The 21,470-nt window shown below is 32.5% G+C and carries 14 protein-coding genes; 12 read left to right on the top strand and 2 right to left on the bottom strand.

Annotated features, from left to right (window positions below; genetic code table 11):
• The first annotated feature begins 186 nt into the window (after window positions 1-186).
• Complete coding sequence (locus DFR79_RS14975; protein WP_133516279.1) at window positions 187-1,053, top strand: aldo/keto reductase; 867 nt, start codon at window positions 187-189, stop codon at window positions 1,051-1,053.
• Window positions 1,054-1,106: 53 nt separating this feature from the next.
• Here DFR79_RS14975 and DFR79_RS14970 read toward each other — a convergent pair whose 3' ends face one another.
• A complete protein-coding gene (locus tag DFR79_RS14970) occupies window positions 1,107-2,372 on the bottom strand; it encodes an ATP-binding protein (RefSeq protein WP_166638077.1) in 1,266 nt (421 codons plus the stop codon).
• Between the two features lie 224 nt (window positions 2,373-2,596).
• Here DFR79_RS14970 and DFR79_RS14965 point away from each other — a divergent pair, with 224 nt between their 5' ends.
• From DFR79_RS14965 to DFR79_RS14920, 10 genes are all read left to right on the top strand, one after another.
• The gene (locus DFR79_RS14965; protein ID WP_133516278.1) at window positions 2,597-5,005 is read left to right on the top strand and encodes a glycoside hydrolase family 31 protein; all 2,409 of its coding nucleotides are present in this window, start codon (window positions 2,597-2,599) and stop codon (window positions 5,003-5,005) included.
• 30 nt (window positions 5,006-5,035) lie between these two features.
• Window positions 5,036-6,310: an extracellular solute-binding protein gene (locus DFR79_RS14960; protein ID WP_133516277.1), complete on the top strand. Its 1,275-nt coding sequence runs from the start codon at window positions 5,036-5,038 to the stop codon at window positions 6,308-6,310.
• 80 nt (window positions 6,311-6,390) lie between these two features.
• Window positions 6,391-7,332, top strand: coding sequence for a carbohydrate ABC transporter permease (locus tag DFR79_RS14955; protein WP_133516276.1), 942 nt, complete (start codon window positions 6,391-6,393; stop codon window positions 7,330-7,332).
• Between the two features lie 14 nt (window positions 7,333-7,346).
• On the top strand, window positions 7,347-8,222 hold the full coding sequence (locus DFR79_RS14950; protein WP_133516275.1) for a sugar ABC transporter permease: 876 nt from the start codon (window positions 7,347-7,349) through the stop codon (window positions 8,220-8,222).
• 114 nt (window positions 8,223-8,336) lie between these two features.
• A complete protein-coding gene (locus DFR79_RS14945) occupies window positions 8,337-10,106 on the top strand; it encodes a glycoside hydrolase family 13 protein (protein WP_133516274.1) in 1,770 nt (589 codons plus the stop codon).
• A gap of 80 nt (window positions 10,107-10,186) precedes the next feature.
• A complete protein-coding gene (locus DFR79_RS14940; protein ID WP_133516273.1) occupies window positions 10,187-11,206 on the top strand; it encodes a LacI family DNA-binding transcriptional regulator in 1,020 nt (339 codons plus the stop codon).
• Between the two features lie 137 nt (window positions 11,207-11,343).
• Window positions 11,344-12,627 carry an MFS transporter gene (locus tag DFR79_RS14935; RefSeq protein ID WP_133516272.1) on the top strand — a complete coding sequence of 428 codons (1,284 nt, stop codon included), beginning with the start codon at window positions 11,344-11,346 and terminating at the stop codon, window positions 12,625-12,627.
• 239 nt (window positions 12,628-12,866) lie between these two features.
• Window positions 12,867-13,934 carry a lysylphosphatidylglycerol synthase transmembrane domain-containing protein gene (locus tag DFR79_RS14930; RefSeq protein WP_133516271.1) on the top strand — a complete coding sequence of 356 codons (1,068 nt, stop codon included), beginning with the start codon at window positions 12,867-12,869 and terminating at the stop codon, window positions 13,932-13,934.
• Window positions 13,918-16,137 carry a glycosyltransferase gene (locus tag DFR79_RS14925; RefSeq protein ID WP_133516270.1) on the top strand — a complete coding sequence of 740 codons (2,220 nt, stop codon included), beginning with the start codon at window positions 13,918-13,920 and terminating at the stop codon, window positions 16,135-16,137. Before DFR79_RS14930 ends, DFR79_RS14925 begins: the two co-directional genes overlap by 17 nt.
• 87 nt (window positions 16,138-16,224) lie before the next feature.
• Window positions 16,225-18,414 (top strand): alpha-galactosidase, encoded by a 2,190-nt coding sequence (locus DFR79_RS14920; RefSeq protein WP_133516269.1) that lies wholly within the window; start codon window positions 16,225-16,227, stop codon window positions 18,412-18,414.
• Between the two features lie 179 nt (window positions 18,415-18,593).
• Here DFR79_RS14920 and DFR79_RS14915 read toward each other — a convergent pair whose 3' ends face one another.
• Window positions 18,594-20,186, bottom strand: coding sequence for a DEAD/DEAH box helicase (locus tag DFR79_RS14915; RefSeq protein ID WP_133516268.1), 1,593 nt, complete (start codon window positions 20,184-20,186; stop codon window positions 18,594-18,596).
• Between the two features lie 365 nt (window positions 20,187-20,551).
• Between DFR79_RS14915 and DFR79_RS14910 the strand changes: the two genes are divergently transcribed.
• Window positions 20,552-21,334 carry an alpha/beta hydrolase gene (locus tag DFR79_RS14910; RefSeq protein ID WP_133516267.1) on the top strand — a complete coding sequence of 261 codons (783 nt, stop codon included), beginning with the start codon at window positions 20,552-20,554 and terminating at the stop codon, window positions 21,332-21,334.
• The last annotated feature ends 136 nt before the right edge of the window (window positions 21,335-21,470 follow it).

Below are 21,470 nucleotides of genomic sequence, written 5' to 3'. Positions count from 1 at the left end.
TAATTAATTCTTAATGAACCGCCCAGTACCGAACGGTACGCTGTGGTGGTGTGAGAGGACGGGGAATAAACTAATTATTTCCCTCCTACTCGATTTTTGATATAGATGTATTATTATAGCATATAGAGAGAAGTAGAACTTTTCTAAAAATTTAGCTTATAATTTCAAAAAATTGGGGTGAATTTAATGAAATATCGAAAATTAGGAAAAACTAATTTAAATGTGTCAGAAATTAGCTTTGGTGGTATTATGTTGATGGATACTCCACAGACTGAAGCTGATCAGATTGTAAAAAACGCTGTTAAAAATGGTATCAATTTTTTTGATGTTGGTCCTACCTATGGAAATGCACAGAATATACTGGGTCCTGCTTTGAAACCATATCGTGATAAAGTTTATTTAGCTAATAAAACTGAACCGGGACAGAGCAAAGATCAGGTTCGCCAGGATATGGAAAAATCATTAGAACTTCTTGATACAGACTATTTTGACCTTTATCAGCTGCACGAAGTTACAGATGAAGATGCGCTTAATAAAGCTTTAGGTTCTGGAGGAGCTCTGGAAGCTATTATTGAAGCCAGAGAAGAAGGGTTAGTTAAAAATATTGGCTTTTCTGCTCACAAAGAATGGGCAGCTTTAAAATTAATTGAAAGCTTTGATTTTGATACGGTGATGTTTCCTATTAACTGGAATTACTGGTTTAACTATGATCAGGGACCAGAGGTAATAAAAAAGGCCAGAGAAAATGAAATGGGAATTATCGCAATTAAAGCCATGGCACAGCGCCGTTGGGAAGATGGCCGGAAAGAAAACTATAATACCTGGTATAAACCTATTTATGATAATAATGAACTGGCAGAACTGGCGCTGAAATTTACTTTATCTCAGGATGTAGATACAGCGGTAAGTCCAGGGGATAATCGAATGCTTGATCTTGCAGTTGAGTTTTATAAAAAAAATGAAGAAGAGATGGAAATCAATGATAAAGAGTTGGATAAATTAAAGAGCTTTTTAGAAAGCCACGGTGGAAAATTGTACCCAATTCCGAAATAAATTTAATAGTATAAAAGATAAGACTGCCCCCAATTTAAATGGGAGCAGTTTTTTTATTTATTTTTTTCTTTTAGCAGTTGATTGATAAACTGTTTTGCTGAACGTCCTGAACGACCATTATTCCATTTGCTCCACTGCAGAGCTTTTCTACGTAAGCGGTCTTTTTTTGATTTCAAACCTGCCTGAGCAGCCAGCTCATTTACTATAGTTAAATATTCTTCCTGAGAAGGAGTGTTATACATTAAAGTCAGTCCAAATCTTTCGCTCAGGGATAATTTTTCATTTAAAATATCATTTTCGTGGATCTCAGACTCTCGATCCTGCCACTTTTCTCTGACCAGATGCCTGCGGTTACTTGTTGCATAAAACAGTACATTTTCTGGTCTGGATTCTATTCCACCCTCCATAACTGCCTTTAAATATTTGTAATCAGTTTCAAATTCTTCAAAAGATAGATCATCCATAAAAATTATAAAATATAGACCTCGCTGATTTAAATATTCAAGAATCTCCGGCAGCTCTTTAATCTGAGAGCTGTTGATTTCTATTAGCCTCAGTCCCTGCTGATAATATCTGTTTAAAAGAGCCTTTACAGAGGAAGACTTTCCGGTTCCACTATCACCATATAATAATACATTATGGGTCTGGTAACCCTTTAAAAAACTTTCTGTGTTTTCTATTAACTTTTTTTTCTCTTTTTGATAGGCAATTAATTGATCAAAAGTAATAGGATCAGGATTATTAACTGCTTTTAAAGTATTCTGCTGCCAGAAAAATGCTTTGTTCTTGTTTAGAATTCCAGCTCCATAATTTTGATAGAATTCTATTAAATCATCTAAAATTTTCTCTGGAGAACTAGAATTAAATAATTGTTTTAATTTTTCTAAATTATAAGGAGTTAATTTTGAGTCTTTAATCTTAAAGTTATTTAAATTTTTAATTCTGTTTTGATTGAGTTGTTTTAGAATATCCTGAAAAGAGAAAGAAAATAAGTTGTTAATTATTTCAACATCATTTAAAGCAATTTGATAGAGACTATCTTGGTGGTTGATCAACTTTTTTTCTGCTCTTAAAGTAAAGATGTTCTCATCAGCACTAATTTTTAATTTGAGATAATTATGCCAGAGGTCACCACTAAGTCCCTGATTAATACTCAGTTCTATTAAGTTATAAATAAGATCACTTAGATTTGATCTGGAATCATTTTCTGCTTTTAAGAAGTTCTTTAACTTCACAATAATTTCAGCTTCTTTAACATTTTTAAACAGGATTATTTTTTCGCTTTTCTCTAAAGCGATTTTAAATTCATTTTTCTTCAAATTTGTTTCCTCCTTACTACTCTAATTAAATACAATTATATCAGATTAGAGATAAATTATACAAAAAAACAGAAAAATTTCTAAAAAGGCTTGCAAATGTCAGAATAATGTATTAAGCTATAAATAAGAAATAAAGAACAAAAAATATTTTTTTATCGATTTGCGCAAACGATTGCGCAAAGGTTTTATATAATACAGATTTATGGCTGAGAGGAGATATCAAAATGGATAGTAGTCAAACTTTACTGCAGGGAAAAAGCAGAGATGACAGTAGTGATTATCACAAATTAAGTGGCATTTTAGATTATGAAATTAAGGATAATGAGATATGTTTAAATTTTAAACATGCCAGTCTGGCAATCAAATTTTTAACTGCCGACATTTTTAGAGTTGTCATGGCACATTCCGGTCAGAAAATCAATTATAAGAGTACAGATGCAGTTATTGAACATAATTTAACTTATGATGACTTTATTTTTACTGAAAAAGATAGTGAATTAATTATTAAAACAGATAAATTAGTTCTTAAGCTTAAAAAAGAAAATTTTCTTCTTCAAGTATTCAATCAACAGGGGGAATTGATTCATCAAGATCACAGTCAATATGCTTTGGGCTGGAAAAAACAGAAAGTTAGAGCCTGGAAATCATTTGAACAGGCTCAACGTTTTTATGGTCTGGGAGAGAAAACAGGCTGGCTTGATAAAAAGGGTAGACTATATGAGATGTGGAATCATGATACTTTTCTTCCACATGTCAGTGATACTGATCCCCTATACCAATCAATTCCATTTTTAATTGCTTTTAATCCCCAAAATAGTTATGGTATTTATTTTGATAATTCATATAAGAGTTTCTTTGATCTGGGAAGTGAAGGTCAGGATTATTTTTCTTTCTGGGCAGAAGGGGGAGACCTGGATTATTATTTTGTTAATGGTCCTTCCTTAAAAGAAGTAGTCAGCAAGTATTCTCAAATAACTGGTACTATGCCTCTACCACCAAAATGGTCTCTGGGCTATCATCAGTCACGCTACAGTTATTATCCCCAGGCCGAAGTTGAGCAGCTTTTAAAAACTTTTAGGGATAAAGAAATTCCCTGTGATGCCTTTCATTTTGATATTCATTATATGGATCAATATAAAATTTATACCTGGGATGAAGATCGTTTTCCTGATCCGGAGGCAATGTTTGCTGAGATGGAAGAAAATGGGATTAAAGCTGTTACAATTATTGATCCCGGAGTAAAAACAGATCCCGAATATAAACTTTATCAGCAGGGAATGGAAAATGATTATTTCTGTAAATATCTTGATGGCAGAGTATTTATCGATAAAGTCTGGCCTGGCAGCTGTGCTTTTCCGGATTTTACTCAATCTAAAGTAAGAGACTGGTGGGCCGGTCTGCAGAAGGATTATACAGATCTTGGAGTTAAGGGTATCTGGAATGATATGAATGAACCAGCTGCTTTTAATAAAACTGATACCATGGATGTTGAGGTGATGCATCAGAATGATGGTGATGCTGGTACCCACCGCCGTTTTCATAATTTATATGGTTTTTTAGAAGATAAGGCAACATTTGAAGGGTTAAAGGAAAGTCTGAATAATGAGCGGCCTTTTGTTTTAACCAGAGCTGGTTTTGCGGGTATTCAGCGCTATTCTGCAGTCTGGACTGGGGATAACCGGAGTTTCTGGGATCATATAAAACTTGCCATGCCAATGCTGATGAATATGGGACTGTCAGGAATTACATTCTGCGGCACAGATGTCGGAGGTTTTACTGGTAACAGTAATGGTGAGCTTTTAACCCGCTGGACTCAGATGGGAGCTTTTGTTCCCTTCTTTAGAAATCATTGTGAGGTTAGAGCAATTTCTCAGGAACCCTGGTCCTTTGGAGAAAAATATGAAAAGATTATTAAAAAATATATTGAATTAAGATATAAGTTTATAACCCATATTTATAATCTCTTTTATCAGGCTTCCCAGACAGGAATTCCGCTTATGAGACCTTTAATAATGGAATTTCCTAATGATAGAGAATGTCAAAATCTTTCAGACCAGTTCATGGTTGGAGATAGTGTTCTGGTGGCTCCAGTCTATCAGCCTGATAAAGATAAAAGAATGCTTTACTTACCAGAAGGAAAGTGGATTGATTACTGGACAAAAGAAGTATATCAGGGAGGCAAACATCTAATTGTAGATGCTCCGCTGGAGAAAATGCCAATTTTTATTAAGGCAGGCAGTATTCTTCCCTTAAATGATAAGTTAAATTATATTGGGGAAAAAGAAATTGAGTGTCTGGAGATGAATATTTTCTTAAATGAAGAAAATAATCTGGGCAATTATCAACTTTATGACGATGATGGACTTTCCTATAATTACGAAAATGGAGTTTATAATATTACTGAATTTAAATATCAATATACTGATAATCAGATAATATTTAATATAGATAGGAAGGAACAAAACTATCAGCAGGAATTTAAAGATTATAAAATGATTTTCAATAATTTAAATAAGGATCCTCTAAATATCTATGTTGATGGTAATCAATTAAGTGAGTTTAGTTACTCTGATAACAGACTGGAATTTAAAGTTCCAGTTGTTATAAATAAAATTACCATTGAATTAAGTTAAGGTTTAACAAATCAAAAGGAGGAATTATTAATGAGAAAGTCAATTTTTACAGTTTCAATTTTAGTTTTAGCTCTATCACTTATTTTTTCTGCAGGTACTTTTGCTCAGCAGAATCTAGATCAAAAAGAGGTCACAGAAAAAGTGACACTTAATTTCTGGGAAACACTTGAAGCCCCGCTTGATGAAGGAATACTTGATCCATTAATCAAAAAATTCCAGGCTAAATATCCAAAAATAACTGTGGAACGGACTCATTCTGGTAGTGTTGAAGACTTGAGACAAAATGCTCAAACTGCTTATATGGGAGGTAAAGGTCCAGATGTTGTCTGGAGTCCTTTTGATCATGTAGGTCCATTTTCAATTATGGGAATTGCTCAACCATTAGATAAACTTATGAGTGAAGAAATGAAAAATAAATATATTGATTCTGCCTTACCTGGTATGAGCTTACATGGCAAAACTTATGGAGTTCCTGTTACAATGGGAAATCATTTAATGTTAATGTACAATAAAAATATTGTGGATGAAGCTCCAAAAACCTGGCCTGAATTAATTGAAGTTGCTAAAGAAAATACAGTTGATAAAGATGGAGATGGGCTTATGGATAAGTATGGTTTAGTTTATAATTTAAATGAGCCATTTTGGTGGGTAGCTTTTCATGGTGGTCTAGGTGGCTGGGTATTTGATGAAGAATATAATCCAACTCTAAATACTGAGCCTACTGTTGATGCTCTAAAATTTGTTCATGATTTAAAATATAAACATCAGATTGTACCAAAAGAATCTAGTTATGATATTGCTGATAGTCTTTTTAAAGAGGGCAATGCAGCTTTTATTATTAATGGAGTCTGGGCTCTTGGAGGATATCAGGAAAATGAAAACATTGATTTAGGAGTAGCTCCAATTCCTAAATTTAAAGAAACTGGTAAATATGGCCAACCAATGACAAGTGGGTATGGTCTAATAATGTTTAGTGATCTTCCAGAACAAAAACAAATAGCAGTTATTAAATTTATTGACTTCATGACAAGTACTGCTGCCCAGGAGTTATTTGTAGAAAATAACTTTTTACCAAGTAATAAACAGGCTTATGGTCTGCCACAAATTCAAAATGATCCAATTATGAGAGGTTCTGCTAGACAGTTAAGACTAGGTAGACCAATGCCAATAGTACCTGAAATGAGAGGTATCTGGGATGCGATCAGACCTGCTCTGCAGAGTGTAATGAGTGATGACTTAGCACCTGAAGCTGCAGCAGAACAAATACAGAAACAGGCAGAAAAAAATATTAAGAGTATGCAGTAAATTTTAAAAAGTAATCTAGATAGTTAACTAAGAAAAGAGGGGCTGACCCTCTTTTCTTATAATAATAAGGAGGTAAGTTAATGAGTCAGTCTGGAAAAAACTTAAGGTTCACATCAGCATTATCAAATTTTTCATTAAAAGATTTTTGGCGACAAAATAAATTTTCTTATTTAATGTTATTACCAGCTTTCCTGGTTGTTTTATTTGTAATTATTTATCCTTTTTTCTATAATTTCAGACTTGCATTTTCAAATTTAAATATGTATAATATGCGTCAATTCATACAAAGTGGAAGTTTGGAATATATAGGTTTTAATAATTTTATTAGGATAATTACTGAAAGTTCCTTCTGGATTATTTTATTTAGAACAGTAGTCTGGACAGTGATTAATGTTGCAGCACATGTTGTTTTTGGTATATTTTATGCTATTATTTTAAATCGTGATATAATGTTTAAATCAATTTATAGAACACTTTTAGTAATTCCCTGGGCAATTCCCCAGTATATAGTTGTTTTAGTCTGGAGAGGTATGTTTAATTATCGTTATGGAGCTGTTAATTTATTACTCTCTAAATTGGGGATAGCCCCAATTGCCTGGTTAAGCCAGGCAAGTACCGGCTTTACTGCTGCTATAATTGTTAATGTTTGGCTGGGTATACCCTTTATGATGATGATTGCTTTAGGTGGGTTACAGAGTATTGACCCTAATTTTTATGAAGCAGCAGAAATTGATGGAGCCAACAGTTGGCAGCAAATAAAACATATTACTTTACCATTACTTAAACCAGTAATGCTTCCCGCTACTGTATTGGGTACTGTCTGGACATTTAATAATCTAAGAGTAATTTACTTATTAACTCAAAATACTTTAACTAATAAGATTGATATACTTGTAACATATGTTTACCGTGCCGCCTTTGAGTTTTATCGTTATGGTTATGCAGCAGCTTTTTCTTTAATTATTTTTGTTATTTTACTTGTCTGGGCAATAAGCTTTATTGATTATATTAACGAAGATTAAGAGGAGGTCATCAAATGTCAGTACGAAAAGATAGCAAATGGAAAAGAATAATTTTTCATATAATTTTAATTATTTCTGTAATAATAGCCATATACCCAGCTTTACGTGTTTTGGGAACTTCTTTACGACCTAATGATGCATTACATTCTACCAGTTTATCAATAATTCCAGATAATGCGACATTAAATGCATATAAAGAACTAATATTTGAAAGAAATTTTCTGATCTGGCTCCGTAATTCATTAGTGGTAACCTTATTTACAGTTATTATTGGGGTATCACTTGCTTCAACGGCAGGCTATGTTTTTTCTCGCAAAAGATTTCCAGGTCGTAAATCTGGTTTAACTTTTTTCTTATTAACTCAAATGTTTCCAGCAACAATGCTTGTGTTACCGATGTATTTGCTTTTATCTCAATTTGGACTTACAGATGACACTCTTGTAATTCCTTTTATTGGAATGGCAAAAGCACATATTGGTTTAATAATTATGTATTCCTCAACTGCTTTACCTCTATGTGTCTGGCAGATGAAGGGTTATTACGATACTATCCCAGAAAGTTTAGAAGAAGCAGCTTTAGTTGATGGTTTAAATCAATTTCAGGCTTTCTATAAAATAATACTTCCACTCGCTAAACCTGCTTTAGTAATTACAGCTTTATTTTCATTTATGACTGCCTGGAATGAATATTTAGTTGCAAGAGTTGTAATGACAGATAACAGTTTATATACACTGCCTGTAGGTTTAACAAATCTTGCCGGACAGTTTAATACCGCCTGGTCTTTATTTGCCGCAGCATCTGTACTTATAATGGTTCCAGTTATGGCAATTTTCTTGATTTTATCTCGTTTCTTAGTAGGAGGATTAACTCTGGGTGGAGTAAAAGGATAAATTCAGATTATTTTAGCTTTGGATGCTTAGATTAATAAATAAAAATTAGACACATCGCTGTACTTTTTATATAATGTTATTAGCTAAATGAAAATCAGGAGGTGCAGTTAAGGTTTGATTACTTCATCAATTCGCCATGATTATAAAAATGAAATGCAGTCTGTGATTGATTTAAATACTTTAGAAATAACTTTGGAAGCTGCTCGAGATGATATATCTCGAGTAGTACTAATTTATGGACCCCGCTATTCTGATAATCCAGATGCAAATAATAAAATTGAAATGAATTTAAAATACCGGACTAATTATCATGATATTTTTTCTGTAAGGTTAAATTTGGATGACACTCGTTTAAGATACTTATTTTATCTCGAAGATTATCGGGGAAATAGAGTCTGGTATAACGAAAAAGGATTTTTTGAAACCAGGCCAGAAGGATATGATTCCGGTTATTTTCAAAAAGCTATTATCAATAAATCTGATGTAACAAAATTTTCTGAATGGGCCCAGGATGCTGTTATCTACCAAATATTTCCCGATCGTTTTTTTAGAACAGATGGTGATAATTATAAAAACAGAGAATGGCATCAGTTGCCAAAAACTGATTCAATTTATGGTGGAGATCTTAGAGGTATAATTAAAAAATTAGATTATTTAGTGGACTTGGGGGTCAATACTTTATATTTAACTCCAATTTTTAAATCTCCCAGCAATCATAAATATAATATTGATGACTACTATCAAATTGATCCTAACTTTGGCAGTATTGAAGATGCAAAAGAATTATCAAAAAGAGCTAAAGCCAGAGGAATTAAATTAATTATTGATGCAGTATTTAATCATTCTGGCTCCAATTTTTTTGCATTTGAAGACTTATTAACAAAGGGTGAGAACTCAAAATATAGGGATTGGTACTTTCCAGAAAGTTTACCGGTTTCAAAAGAAAAGGTAAATTATTCAACATTTGCTAATGATATTAAGGATATGCCCCGTTTAAATCTAGATAATCCAGCAGCTCAGGATTATTTTTTAGAGGTTGCTGAGTACTGGACATCTGAACTTGATTTAGATGGCTGGAGACTGGATGTTGCAGATGAAGTGTCTAGAGATTTTTGGAAAAAATTTAGAAAAAAGATCAAAAATATTAATAAAGATATTTTTATAATTGGAGAAGTTTGGTACAGAGCTTCCAACTGGTTAGATGGTAATACCTTTGATTCGGTTATGAATTATGATTTACAGCGAGATATTTATTCCCTAATAATTGAAGAAAATATGGATGTTGATCAATTTAGTTCTCAAATCCAGGAAAACTTTAGGCATTATCACCCGGAAAAGCCAGATAGATTAGTGAATTTATTAGATACTCATGATACGGCTAGATTCAATTGGGAATTAAGAAATTATGATAAAGAAATTAGTGATCAAAAGATGAAGTTTGCTATTTCTTTACAATTTTTATTGCCGGGAATTCCCCTGATATATTATGGTAGTGAGATTGGATTAACTGGAGCTGACGATCCTGACTGCAGAAGAACTATGATCTGGGATCAAAGCAAACAGAATCAGGAACTTTTTGCATATTATAAAAAAATTATTTCTTATTATAAGAAAAAGAAAGTATTACGGAATGGAGACTACAAGGAATTATTTGTGGATCCTTTAAATAAAATTTTAATATTTTCAAGGGGAAATAAGGGAAGGAATCAGAACAGGATAGTTGTAATCATAAATATGTCTAATCGAAAACAGGAAATTAACGATAAAAACATAATGGAAATTTTAAAAAACAAAAATTTAAGTTTCTCAATTAATAAAAACAATATTTCATTTAATAATAACTGTTTCCAGGTTGGTAAAAAACAGCTTCTGATTTATTCATAATTTGCGTTCTTACTTAAAAAACTGATATGATTGATTTGTTAAATCAAATTATAAGGATTAATAATATAAGGATTGATAATATGCCTACTTTAAAAGATGTAGCAAAAAAAGCAGAAGTTGCCCCTTCAACAGTTTCTCGAGTGATTAATGATAGTCCCCGAATTAGTGACGAAACCAAAGAAAAGGTACGAAAAATCATGGATGAGATTGGTTATCATCCCAATATTAATGCCCGAAATCTTGTTAAACAGAGATCACATAATCTGGGACTGGTAATTCCCTATTCAACAGAAGAAGCCTTTGCTGATCCCTTTTATTCAGAAATTTTACGCGGAATTGGAGTTCTTGCCCATTCCAAAGGATTTAATTTACTTTTATTAACCAGTAATGGGGAAGAAGAGGAAAAAAAGACAGTTTTAAATGCCGTTAGAGGGAAACAAATTGATGGAGTTTTACTTTTAAGAGCCAAAAAAGAAGATCAATTAATTGAAGAATTAACTAAACTTGAATTTCCCTTTGTGATTGTGGGAAGACCGGAAGAAAGGGATAAATACTATTGGGTTAATAATGATAATATTGCTGCAAGTGAGAGAGTTGTTGATTTTTTAATCAAAAATGGTCATCGAAATATAGCTATGATTGTTGGTGATGAAAATTATATTATGAATCAGGATCGACTGCAGGGATATAAAAATTCTTTTCAGAAAAATAATATAAAAATTAATGATGATTTAATTGTCCAATCCGAAAAAATAGATTATCAGAGTATTTATATGATATCTCAAAAAATGATTAAAGAGCATCCAGAAATAACTGCTTTTTATGGAATGAGTGATACAATGGCTTATACAATTATGCAGGCTATGAATGATCTGCAGCTTAAAATCCCCGAAGATATCTCAATTGTTGGATTTAATAATAATCCTGTGTCCAAATTAGTTTCTCCCCCCTTGACCACAGTGGATATTAATATTTATCTTTTGGGAAATAAGGCAACTGAATTATTAATTGGGGTTATTAATGGTAAAATTGATAACTATCAGCACACTATTGTACCCACAAATATAATTGAGAGAGACTCCTGCAAGAACTTAAATTAGAATAGCTTTAGTTTAAGCTTTTAAATCCCGGCAGACTTCTCCTGTCGGTTTCTTTTTGGTTTGTTCTTGACATTATAGATTGTAATGATATAGTTAACTCTGGTTAATATATTAATTAAGCAGGGAGAAGTATAATTATGAGTCTACATTTAGAACAGGAAGAAAAACCTATAAAAACAAATTTTTATTATGGTTGGGTAATCTTATTTATGTCAGCTTTAGCTTTCTTTTTTTCAGGTCCCGGACAAACATATTCTATTTCAATTTTTATTGACCACTACATAAAACAATTTGGCTGGAGCCGATCTTTAGTTTCCAGTCTTTATTCCGGAGGAACCCTAATTTCTGGACTTATTTTAACATTTATGGGGCAAAAAATTGATAAATATGGTCATCGAAAAATGATTGTGATAATTTCTTTATCTCTGGGAGCTGCAGCTCTCTGGATGAGTTTTGTTGCCAGTCCAATAATGCTTTTAATTGGATTTTTCTTAATGAGATTTTTTGGACAGGGTTCAATGGGACTCTGGCCGCAGACACTGGTTCCACACTGGTTTAAATCGAGAAGAGGACTGGCGATGAGTCTCCTTGGAATTGGGGGTGTAATCGGTGCTGCTGTTATTACTCCCCTAAATAATTTTTTAATAAATTCATTCGGAGTCAGCAATGCCTGGCGTTTCTGGACCCTGGCTCTGTTTCTAATTATGGCTCCAGCGGGCTGGTATCTGGTTCGCAATCGTCCTGAAAACATAGGTCTTAAAATTGACGGGATTTCAGATGAGGAAGAAAACAGGGTAAACAATAAATATGCTCCACAAGTTCATATAAGTAATGATCCCTGGACTCTAAAAGAGGCTATGGATACTAAAGAGTTCTGGTTTGTTATTTATCTGGTTATTATTCCTTCTATGATTAATACTGGTATTATTTTTCATATGGTTTCAATTATTGCTGAAAAAGGATATTCGGCAGGTTTTGCAGCTTACATTTTAAGTTTAACTTCTGTGATAAAATTCCCCCTGACTTTTTTGGGTGGTTATATTCTGGATAGAGTTAAAGTAAGACTTGTTAAAATGATAAATTTTATATTATTAATTTCAGCGATTTTACTAATTATCCAGGCAGAAACAAAATTAGCTTTTATAATTTATGCCCTGGTACACGGTTCATTTATGGCTTTTGATGGAGTTAGTACATCTGTTATGCTGCCCAATTATTTCGGTAAAAAGAATTTAGGAAGTATTAGAGGCTTTTTTTCAACGGCCATGGTAATTGGTTCAGCACTGGGTCCACTTCCTTTTGGTCTGGCCTATGATTATTTTAATGGTTATACTGAGGCAATGCTGCTGGTCTTAATTTTACCAGTTCTTGCTCTGGGAGCAGCTTACTTAGCAAGCCCTCCTGAATATAATAATTTTTAATAATCATTCACCTAAATTTAGGATTTTCCAGGAAAAATTTAAAGTTTCAAATAAGAAGTTAATTTTTACTTTTAATCGTTTATATAATATAATTAAATTAGAAAAATGCATATACTATTTAGCTTTATAATATTACTCCTCAAGGATAATTTATTATTAAACATCCTGAGTTTTATACTTTTACTTTTAGATACTTTGTTATTGCAGGTGGAAGTATTGCAAGTAGAAGGGAGAAAATAATGGCAGACAAGAATAAGAATTTTATCGGAAAATATTTCAATATAAAAACTTCACTGCTTTATTTTGGTCTTTTTCTTTTAATTTCTGCTGGAACTCTTTATTATATTAAAAACGTTTTTTCTCAGGGAAGTAATTTGAATATAATCTTTACTTTTCCAGATCAGATATTAATGGCACTGGGAGGATTGTTGTTCTCCTATTTTATTATAGACGGTCTAAGATTATATTTTGTTTTGAAAACTTTAAATGCAGAAATTTCTTTCTGGAATGTCTATAAACTGGTATTTATAAATATTTTCATTTCAAATATAACCCCTATGGCTACAGGAGGCGGTTTTGCCCAAATTTATTTTTTGCAGAGAAAAGGAATTCCCCTGGGTAAATCTTCTGCAGCAGTATTGATTAGAACTTTATTATCAGCATCTATGCTTTTTTTGAGTGTACCACTGATAGTTTTTAGAAATCAGTCAATGCTTAACCTGCTGCCTGGTGACTATATTTTTGTATATTTAGCAATCTTTGTAGGACTATATGTTTTACTATTTTATTTTTTGATTTTTAAAGTAAGATCGATTATGAAATTAATTTATAAGATTTTTTATTTTTTAAAATCTAAACATCTAATGAGTAAGAAAAGATTTAGAAAAATCATTAGATACATTTTTAAACATCTAGAGCTTTTTTCTGAAGATCTTGCTTTTTTTATTCAGGGGAAAAAGATTTTTGTTTTTTTAACATTCTTTTTTACAATAATGTTTTTATTAGCAGAATTTTCTTTTTCATATTTAATACTTAAAGGAATGGGATATGAGATAGCTTTTTCTCGTATTTTAACTTTACAGGTTATTGTTGTCTTTATTATGTATTTTGCCCCCACTCCTGGAGCTGCTGGTATAGCCGAAGGTGGATACTCATTATTATTTGCCAGATTTGTAAACCAGAGTGATTTATTTCCACTATTATTTTACTGGAGATTTTTTACCAAATATGTAGGCATTTTTATTGGAGTTTTTGTATTTTTATATTTAATTATCAGAGGGGGAGTAGAAGTTGAAGAGCAAAAGTAAAATTTATTTATTTATTTTAATTATAATTATTTTAATTTTAATCAGCTATAAAATATACGCTCCCTACACTATCCAGGATTTTAATGCAGTCAATGTTCGAAATATGAATATTATAAAAAAGAAAATAGAAGAAGAGGATTATACTTTTGCTGTAGTCGGAAATATCGAAAATTCAATTGCAATTTTTGATAATAGAATTTTAGAGAAAATTAATCAAAATAATGCTGACTTTATTGTTTCAACTGGTAATAATCTTCGTGATGGAGATGAAAGTAAATACAGAGTTTTTTATAGAACTTTAGAGAAATTAAATATACCTTTTTTGACTGCTGTAGGTACTCAAGAAATAAAAGATGATGGAAATGAAAATTTTTATAAATATTTTGGTCCTTTTTATTTTTCTTTTCAAATTGATGATTCTTATTTTATATTTTTAGATACTACTGGAAATACAAATTTAAACTGGCAAAAACAATGGTTGGAAAATGAGCTGAATCAGGCTCAAAAATATGAAAATAAATTTGTGATTATGAATAAGACCCCCATTAAAATTGATACAGAATATTTGCTGGATGATGGCATTAAATATATTGGATCAGAAAACTTAAGGGTTTTTTATCAAAATATTTTTGCTGAATATAATGTAGATTCTGTATTTTCTTCTAATATAGAAATTTATCATCATCAAACTATAAAAGGAGTAGATTATTTTATTAGTGGTGGTGCTGGCGGCGAATTGATTTTTGATAATAAGAAAAGTTTTTATCATTATTTACTTGTAAATGTAAGTGAAGAGGGAATAGAGGTAACTGTTGATCGTTTAGAAAATAATCCCAGTGTTTTTTCGAAATTAATGGTTAATATCTGGGTAGCTCTCCAGTCGTTTTTTTATGCAAATTATATTAATATCTTATTAGTCTTATTTATTGGTTTAACTGTTTTTTATATTTTGCATAGAGAAATTAATAAGGAAGTTAATTATTACCGAGATTTTGCTTATGCAGAAAATGAATTTAAAGATCAAAAATTAAAAATTGCAATGTTTACCAATAATTATTTTCCCGTGATTGGTGGGGTGCCTATTTCAATAAAAAGACTCTCAAAAGCTTTGAGAAAAAGAGGACATCAAGTTAAAATATTTGCACCCGAATATAAGGAACAAACTGAAGATGAAAAAAATATTATTCGCTGTAATTCCCTATATCATTATGAAGAAGCAGGTTTAGAATTTCCAGTGACTAATATTTATTCTCCCCAGATTAAAAAAGATTTTGAGGCTGAAAATTTTGATTTAGTTCATGCCCATCATCCATTCTGGCTGGGGAATAAAGGTCGTAAATTAGCAGAAAAATTTAATCTACCCCTTGCTTTTACCTATCATACTCGTTTAGAAAAATATGCTCATTATGTTCCTGATATATTATTTATGCGAAAATTCTTTGCCAACAGACTTTCTCATTTTTTAATTAGAAATTTTTCTAATAAAACTGATGCTGTCTTTGCCCCGACAGAGTCGACCAAAGAATATCTGCGAAATGTTGGAGTTAGCAGGTATATTAAAGTTATGCCAACCGGGATTGATTTTGATTATTATGACTGCAGTCAGGAAAAAATTAATAGTCTGCGAAATAGACTGATCGGAAATTCTGAACATCTTTTGATTTCAGTCTCACGCTTATCAAAAGAAAAGAATTTATATTTTGTTCTGGATGGAATTAAATATTTAAAAGAAAATACTGATTTGAATTTTAAATTGATTATCATCGGCAGCGGCTCGGAAAAAGAAAATATTGAGCAGTTTATAAAAGATAATGATTTAGAAAATCAGATTGAATTAATCGGGTCAGTGGATTTTAGGGAAATGGCAAAGTATTATCTTGCCTCAGATCTATTTGTTTTTGCCTCTACAACTGAGACTCAGGGAATGGTTCTTTTAGAAGCAATGGCCGGATATAATCCAGTAGTTGCCGTTAAATCAAGTGGTATCGATGATGTAATAGAAAATGGATATAATGGCTATAAAACTGAAGAAGATATAGAAAAATGGAGCAGTAGAATTAAAGAATTACTAAAAAATGGAGAGAAGTTTAAACAGAGTTCTCAGAATGCCAGGGAAATGGCTGAGAGCTATTCTATTGAAGAGATGGGAGCAAAAGCGGAAGAACTATACTATAAAATATTACAGCTTAAAAAGTATCAATAACATCCACCTTACACCTACCGTTTACTTGTCGATTTGTGTCGAAATTTGTTTTAAACAAGATCATTTATTAACTGGGGGGGAAATAAGATGTCAATTGAATTTTTTGAAGGGAAAAATATTTTTCATCTACAGAATGAAGAAATAAGTTATGTAATTAAAATTTTGAAAAATGGACAGCCGGGTCACCTATACTGGGGTAAAAAAATCAAAAATGCTGAAAGACTGGATCGATATCCAACATCTCAGCACAGACCCTATGAGGCGTATGCGGTTAAAAATGATAGTGGTTTTATATTAGAAAATATCGCCCGTGAATATCCATCTTTTGGACAGTCAGATTTTAGAGAGCCTGCCTATCAAATCGAAGCAGAAAATGGATCAATTATCAGTGATTTAAAATACAAAGATCATCAGATTTACAGTGGTAAAAAAGAATTAGATGGACTGCCGGGAGTGTATCTAGAACATGACGATGAAGCAGAGAGCTTAGAAATAATTCTTTATGATGAAGTCTTGGATTTAGAATTAACTTTAACCTACACAATCTTTAGAGATTATCCAATAATTACTCGCTCAGCTAATTTTGAAAATAAAGGCAAGCAAAATATCAATCTCAAAAGAGCTCTCTCAATGAGTGTTGATTTTGAGTATAGAGATTTTGAACTGCTGCAGTTATCAGGTGCCTGGGGTAGAGAAAGAGATATTTTGCGGCGCTCTCTGGATCAGGGGATAACTAAGATTGACAGTAAAAGAGGTGGCAGTAGCCATCAGCAGAATCCATTTGCAGCTTTAGTGGAACCAGATACAGATGAATATGGTGGGGAAGCATATGGATTCAGTTTAATCTATTCTGCTAACTTTATTGCTCAGGCTGAAAAAAATCATTATGGGAAAACAAGAATGAGTATGGGGATTAATCCCTTTAACTTTAACTGGCTGCTGGAAAATGATCAAAGTTTCCAGACCCCAGAGGTTGTAATGAATTATTCTGATCAGGGTTTAAATAAAATGTCGCAAAATTTCCATCAATTATACAGAAGTCATCTGGTAAAGGGTAGGTATCGAGATCAGGAAAGACCTGTTCTAATCAACAACTGGGAAGGTACCTATTTTGATTTTGATACAGATAAAATATTGGAAATGGCAGAAGCTGCTGCAGAGGTTGATATTGAATTATTTGTACTTGATGACGGCTGGTTTGGGAAAAGAAATGATGATACTTCATCTCTGGGGGACTGGTATGTAAATGAAGAGAAGCTGCCTGGGGGTCTGGAATATCTGGCTCAGGAAATTAATAATCTGGGAATGGACTTTGGTCTCTGGTTTGAACCAGAAATGGTATCTCCGGATAGTGACTTATATCGGGAGCATCCAGAATGGGCTATTCAGGTTGAAAATAGAGAATCATCCCTTTCCAGACAGCAGCTTATTTTAGATTTAAGCCGCAGCGATGTTCAGGATTATATAATAGAGAGAGTATCTGCAATTTTAAATAAAGCAAATATATCCTATGTTAAATGGGATATGAACAGACCAATGACCGAATATGGGTCATTGAAACTTAAGCCCGGGCGTCAGCGGGAGTTAAACCACCGCTATATTCTGGGACTTTATAGAGTTTTAGAAGCAATTACATCTCGCTTTCCGGATGTATTATTTGAAAGCTGTGCTGGAGGGGGAGGCCGTTTTGATCCAGGAATGCTCTATTATATGCCCCAGACCTGGACCAGTGATGATACTGATGCAGTAGAAAGGTTAAAAATTCAGTATGGGACTTCAATTGTTTATCCAGCATCCTCTATGGGGGCTCATGTCTCAGCAGTGCCCAATCATCAAGTTGAACGCAGTACCTCACTTAAAATGAGATATGATGTTGCCAGTTTTGGTAACTTGGGCTATGAGCTTGATATAACAGAGTTAAATGTGGATCAAATAAAAGCTGTAAAAAATCAGGTTAAAAATTATAAAGAAATAAGAAGCCTTGTCCAATTTGGTGATTTTTATAGACTTCGGAGTCCATTTGAAAGTAATTTTACAGCCTGGTCTTATCTAAGTCAGGATAAAGAAGAAGTGTTAGTTGGATTTTATCAGATTCTTGCTTCTCCCAATCCCAGAGAACAGAAAGTTAAATTAAAAGGGCTGGATGCTGGGGCAGAATATAAAGAGCTTAGCTCAGGAGAGATTTATGGAGGGGATGAACTGATGAATTATGGAATTAAAGTTCCTTATCTCAAAGGTGATTTTTCTTCAAAAGTCTGGAGATTCCAAATGATTTAATTGATCTTTTCTTAAGAATTACTAAAAGTATAAGAAATTATTTTTCTAGCTAATATCTTTAAAGTTCAAATTAAAAAAAAATTTAATTAAAAAATGGTGCCTGAAGTATAATACTTCTGGCACCATTTCTGTATTTATTCTGAGTTATATTTTTAAATCTAAGTTTTACAGCTTCTAATTTATTTAGATCTTGCAGCTTCGATATTAACTTTAGTTCCTTTAATATAATTATCCTTCATGATCTGTAATACTTCATGACCTTTTTCTCTGGGAACTTCAACAAAGGTAAAGTTGTCATAAATATCAATTGCCCCAATTAGACCACCGGGCATTCCTGTTTCACCAGCAATTGCACCTACAATGTGGCGGGGAGAAACCCTATCTTTTTTACCAATATTAATAAATAGTCTAACCATTCCTGGTTCAGCACCAGTATCACCAAAGCTCTGACCTGAACTTTCGGATTGACTATCATCACTATCTTCTCTTTCCATTGATTTTTTCATTAAAGCAGCAGCAATTTCAATTGCAGAATACTGCTCATCAATTATATCTTCAATTAACTCAATATATTTCCCTAAATCAGCAGAAGCCATATAGGAACTCAGTTCATCACTAAATTGATCAAACTGAGCTGCTTCAATATCACCCTGAGATGGAATTTCTGCTCTTTTAATTTTTGATTTGGTATATTTCTGAATATCTCTTAACTTATAAATATCCTTACCAACTACAAAACTGTGAGCTTCACCACTTTTTCCTGCTCTACCTGTACGTCCAATTCTGTGAACGTAATAGTCAGTATCCTGAGGTAAATCATAGTTAAATACTGCTTCTACATCTTCTACATCAATTCCCCGGGCTGCAACATCTGTAGCAACCAGAACTTCTATAATTCCATTTCTAAACTTATTCATAACTCGATCACGCTGATTTTGATTTAAACCACCATGGATGGCATCAGATAAATATCCCCGAGCCTGAAGTTTAATATTTAGATCATCTACCATTCTTCTGGTATTACAGAATACCATAGCCAGTTCTGGACTGCTTAAATCAAGAATTCTGGTTAAGGCCTTAAGTTTATCGTGTCTTCTAATCTCATAATAATACTGATCAATGGAAGGTACGGTTAATTTTTCGTGAGCAACTCTTAAAAACTCTGAGTTCTTCTGATATTTTTTGCTCAATCTTTTTATTGACTGAGGAATAGTAGCAGAAAAGAAGAGAGTCTGTCTATCATCCGGAATATCTCTTAATACTGTTTCTATATCATCAATAAAGCCCATATCTAACATAACATCAGCTTCATCAAGTACAAAATAATCTATATTGTCCAATTTTAAAGTTTTACGACGAATATGATCCATTACCCTACCAGGAGTACCAATAACAATCTGAACTCCTTTATTTAAGGCTTTAATCTGTCTACCGATTGACTGGCCGCCGTAAACGGGGAGAGTATAAATTCTCTTTTTATATTTTGCCAGCCTTTTTAACTCTTCTGATACCTGAATAGCAAGTTCTCTTGTAGGACAGAGTATAATTGCCTGAGGATTTTTATTGTCAGCATCCATTTCTTCCAACAGAGGGATACCAAAGGCTGCTGTTTTACCAGTACCTGTCTGTGCCTGACCAACAATATCTTTACCATTAAGTATTGCCGGGATAGCATTAGTCTGGATCGGTGTCGTTTCTTCAAAACCCATTTCTTCAACTGCTTTTAAAATTTCATCTGATACATCTAATTCATTAAATTTAATCTTTTGCAAATTAACTTCCACTTCCTTTTTTATTATATTCTTATACTAAATCTACCAACTACACAATTTTCTTAACAAATAATACTGCATCGGTTGATAAATCTATACTTATACGTAGACGCTAAAAAACCCCGACTACATTTATATAGTCAGGGCTTAGTTGCTATATTATCTATTAAGTTATAAAACTTTAATTTTTTAGTCAGCTCTCTTAGTATATCCCAGGCAGAAGTTAAAGTCAAATGATATATGTTGATACCAGGTACAAAATGGCCATTTTGTACCTGGTACTACAATTATTTAAACTAAGAGGCAGGATTATTTAATGTTAAGAGGTATTATAATAATAGATAATAAATTCTGGAGGGATAAATATGGCTTTTATACAATGTGACTTTTTTTCTGATGTTTTAGGAATGTCCTCATCAATGAATGTTATAATACCGGAAAATAGAGAAAATAGGATCGGCGTCAAAACCAGAGCTGATCAGGATAAATATCCGGTCCTTTACCTGCTGCATGGACTTTCTGATGATCATACTGTCTGGATGAGAAGAACATCAATTGAACGTTATGCAAACAAATTTGGACTGGCGGTTATCATGCCCAATGTCCACCGCAGTTTTTATACAGATATGGTTTATGGCAGTGATTATTTTACTTTTATGAGTAAAGAACTGCCTCAAATAGCAGAAAAATTATTTCCACTTCACACTGAAAGAAAAAACACCTTTGCTGCCGGACTGTCCATGGGAGGATATGGAGCTTTTAAGCTGGCTTTAAATCAGCCAGAAAGATTTGCTGCAGCTGCCAGTTTATCTGGGGCTTTAAATCTTGCAGAAAATGCAGAGAGAGTAGATGAACGTGATGAACTTTATCAGGAATTTAAATTGATTTTTGGTGATTTAGATAAAGTTAAAAATACTGATAATGATTTATTTTATCTATTGAAAAAATTGAAAGGAGAAAAGAAAAAAATTCCTAAACTTTATCAATGCTGTGGAACTGAAGATTTTTTATATCAGGATAATCTAAAATTTAGAGCTTTTTGCCGCAAAAATAAGGTGAAGTTAAAATATGAAGAAGAATCGGCAGTCCACGAATGGAGCTACTGGGATAAAAAAATTCAAGCTGTACTTAAATGGCTGCCTTTATAATTTAGTATATTATAAATATAAAGACAATTGTTAATTTATCCCATAGTGTAAAATAAGTTTTGGAGATTCATTTTGAAATTATCTAGAAAATTAGAAAGAAGACTCCCTTTTTGATAAAATGTTTTTAGGATAAAAA

The sequence above is a fragment of the Halanaerobium saccharolyticum genome (assembly GCF_004362045.1).
GTDB lineage: Bacteria > Bacillota > Halanaerobiia > Halanaerobiales > Halanaerobiaceae > Halanaerobium > Halanaerobium saccharolyticum_C.
Note: the sequence above shows the minus strand (reverse complement) of the source record. Positions and strands in the feature narration are given on the sequence as shown.

What these genes read in the sequence shown, in the direction of transcription:
- DFR79_RS14940 (WP_133516273.1), top strand. Translation starts at nt 10,187, where the DNA reads ATGCCTACTTTAAAAGATGTAGCAAAAAAAGCAGAAGTTGCCCCTTCA.
- DFR79_RS14960 (WP_133516277.1), top strand. Translation starts at nt 5,036, where the DNA reads ATGAGAAAGTCAATTTTTACAGTTTCAATTTTAGTTTTAGCTCTATCA.
- DFR79_RS14955 (WP_133516276.1), top strand. Translation starts at nt 6,391, where the DNA reads ATGAGTCAGTCTGGAAAAAACTTAAGGTTCACATCAGCATTATCAAAT.
- DFR79_RS14935 (WP_133516272.1), top strand. Translation starts at nt 11,344, where the DNA reads ATGAGTCTACATTTAGAACAGGAAGAAAAACCTATAAAAACAAATTTT.
- DFR79_RS14965 (WP_133516278.1), top strand. Translation starts at nt 2,597, where the DNA reads ATGGATAGTAGTCAAACTTTACTGCAGGGAAAAAGCAGAGATGACAGT.
- DFR79_RS14920 (WP_133516269.1), top strand. Translation starts at nt 16,225, where the DNA reads ATGTCAATTGAATTTTTTGAAGGGAAAAATATTTTTCATCTACAGAAT.
- DFR79_RS14950 (WP_133516275.1), top strand. Translation starts at nt 7,347, where the DNA reads ATGTCAGTACGAAAAGATAGCAAATGGAAAAGAATAATTTTTCATATA.
- DFR79_RS14930 (WP_133516271.1), top strand. Translation starts at nt 12,867, where the DNA reads ATGGCAGACAAGAATAAGAATTTTATCGGAAAATATTTCAATATAAAA.
- DFR79_RS14910 (WP_133516267.1), top strand. Translation starts at nt 20,552, where the DNA reads ATGGCTTTTATACAATGTGACTTTTTTTCTGATGTTTTAGGAATGTCC.
- DFR79_RS14975 (WP_133516279.1), top strand. Translation starts at nt 187, where the DNA reads ATGAAATATCGAAAATTAGGAAAAACTAATTTAAATGTGTCAGAAATT.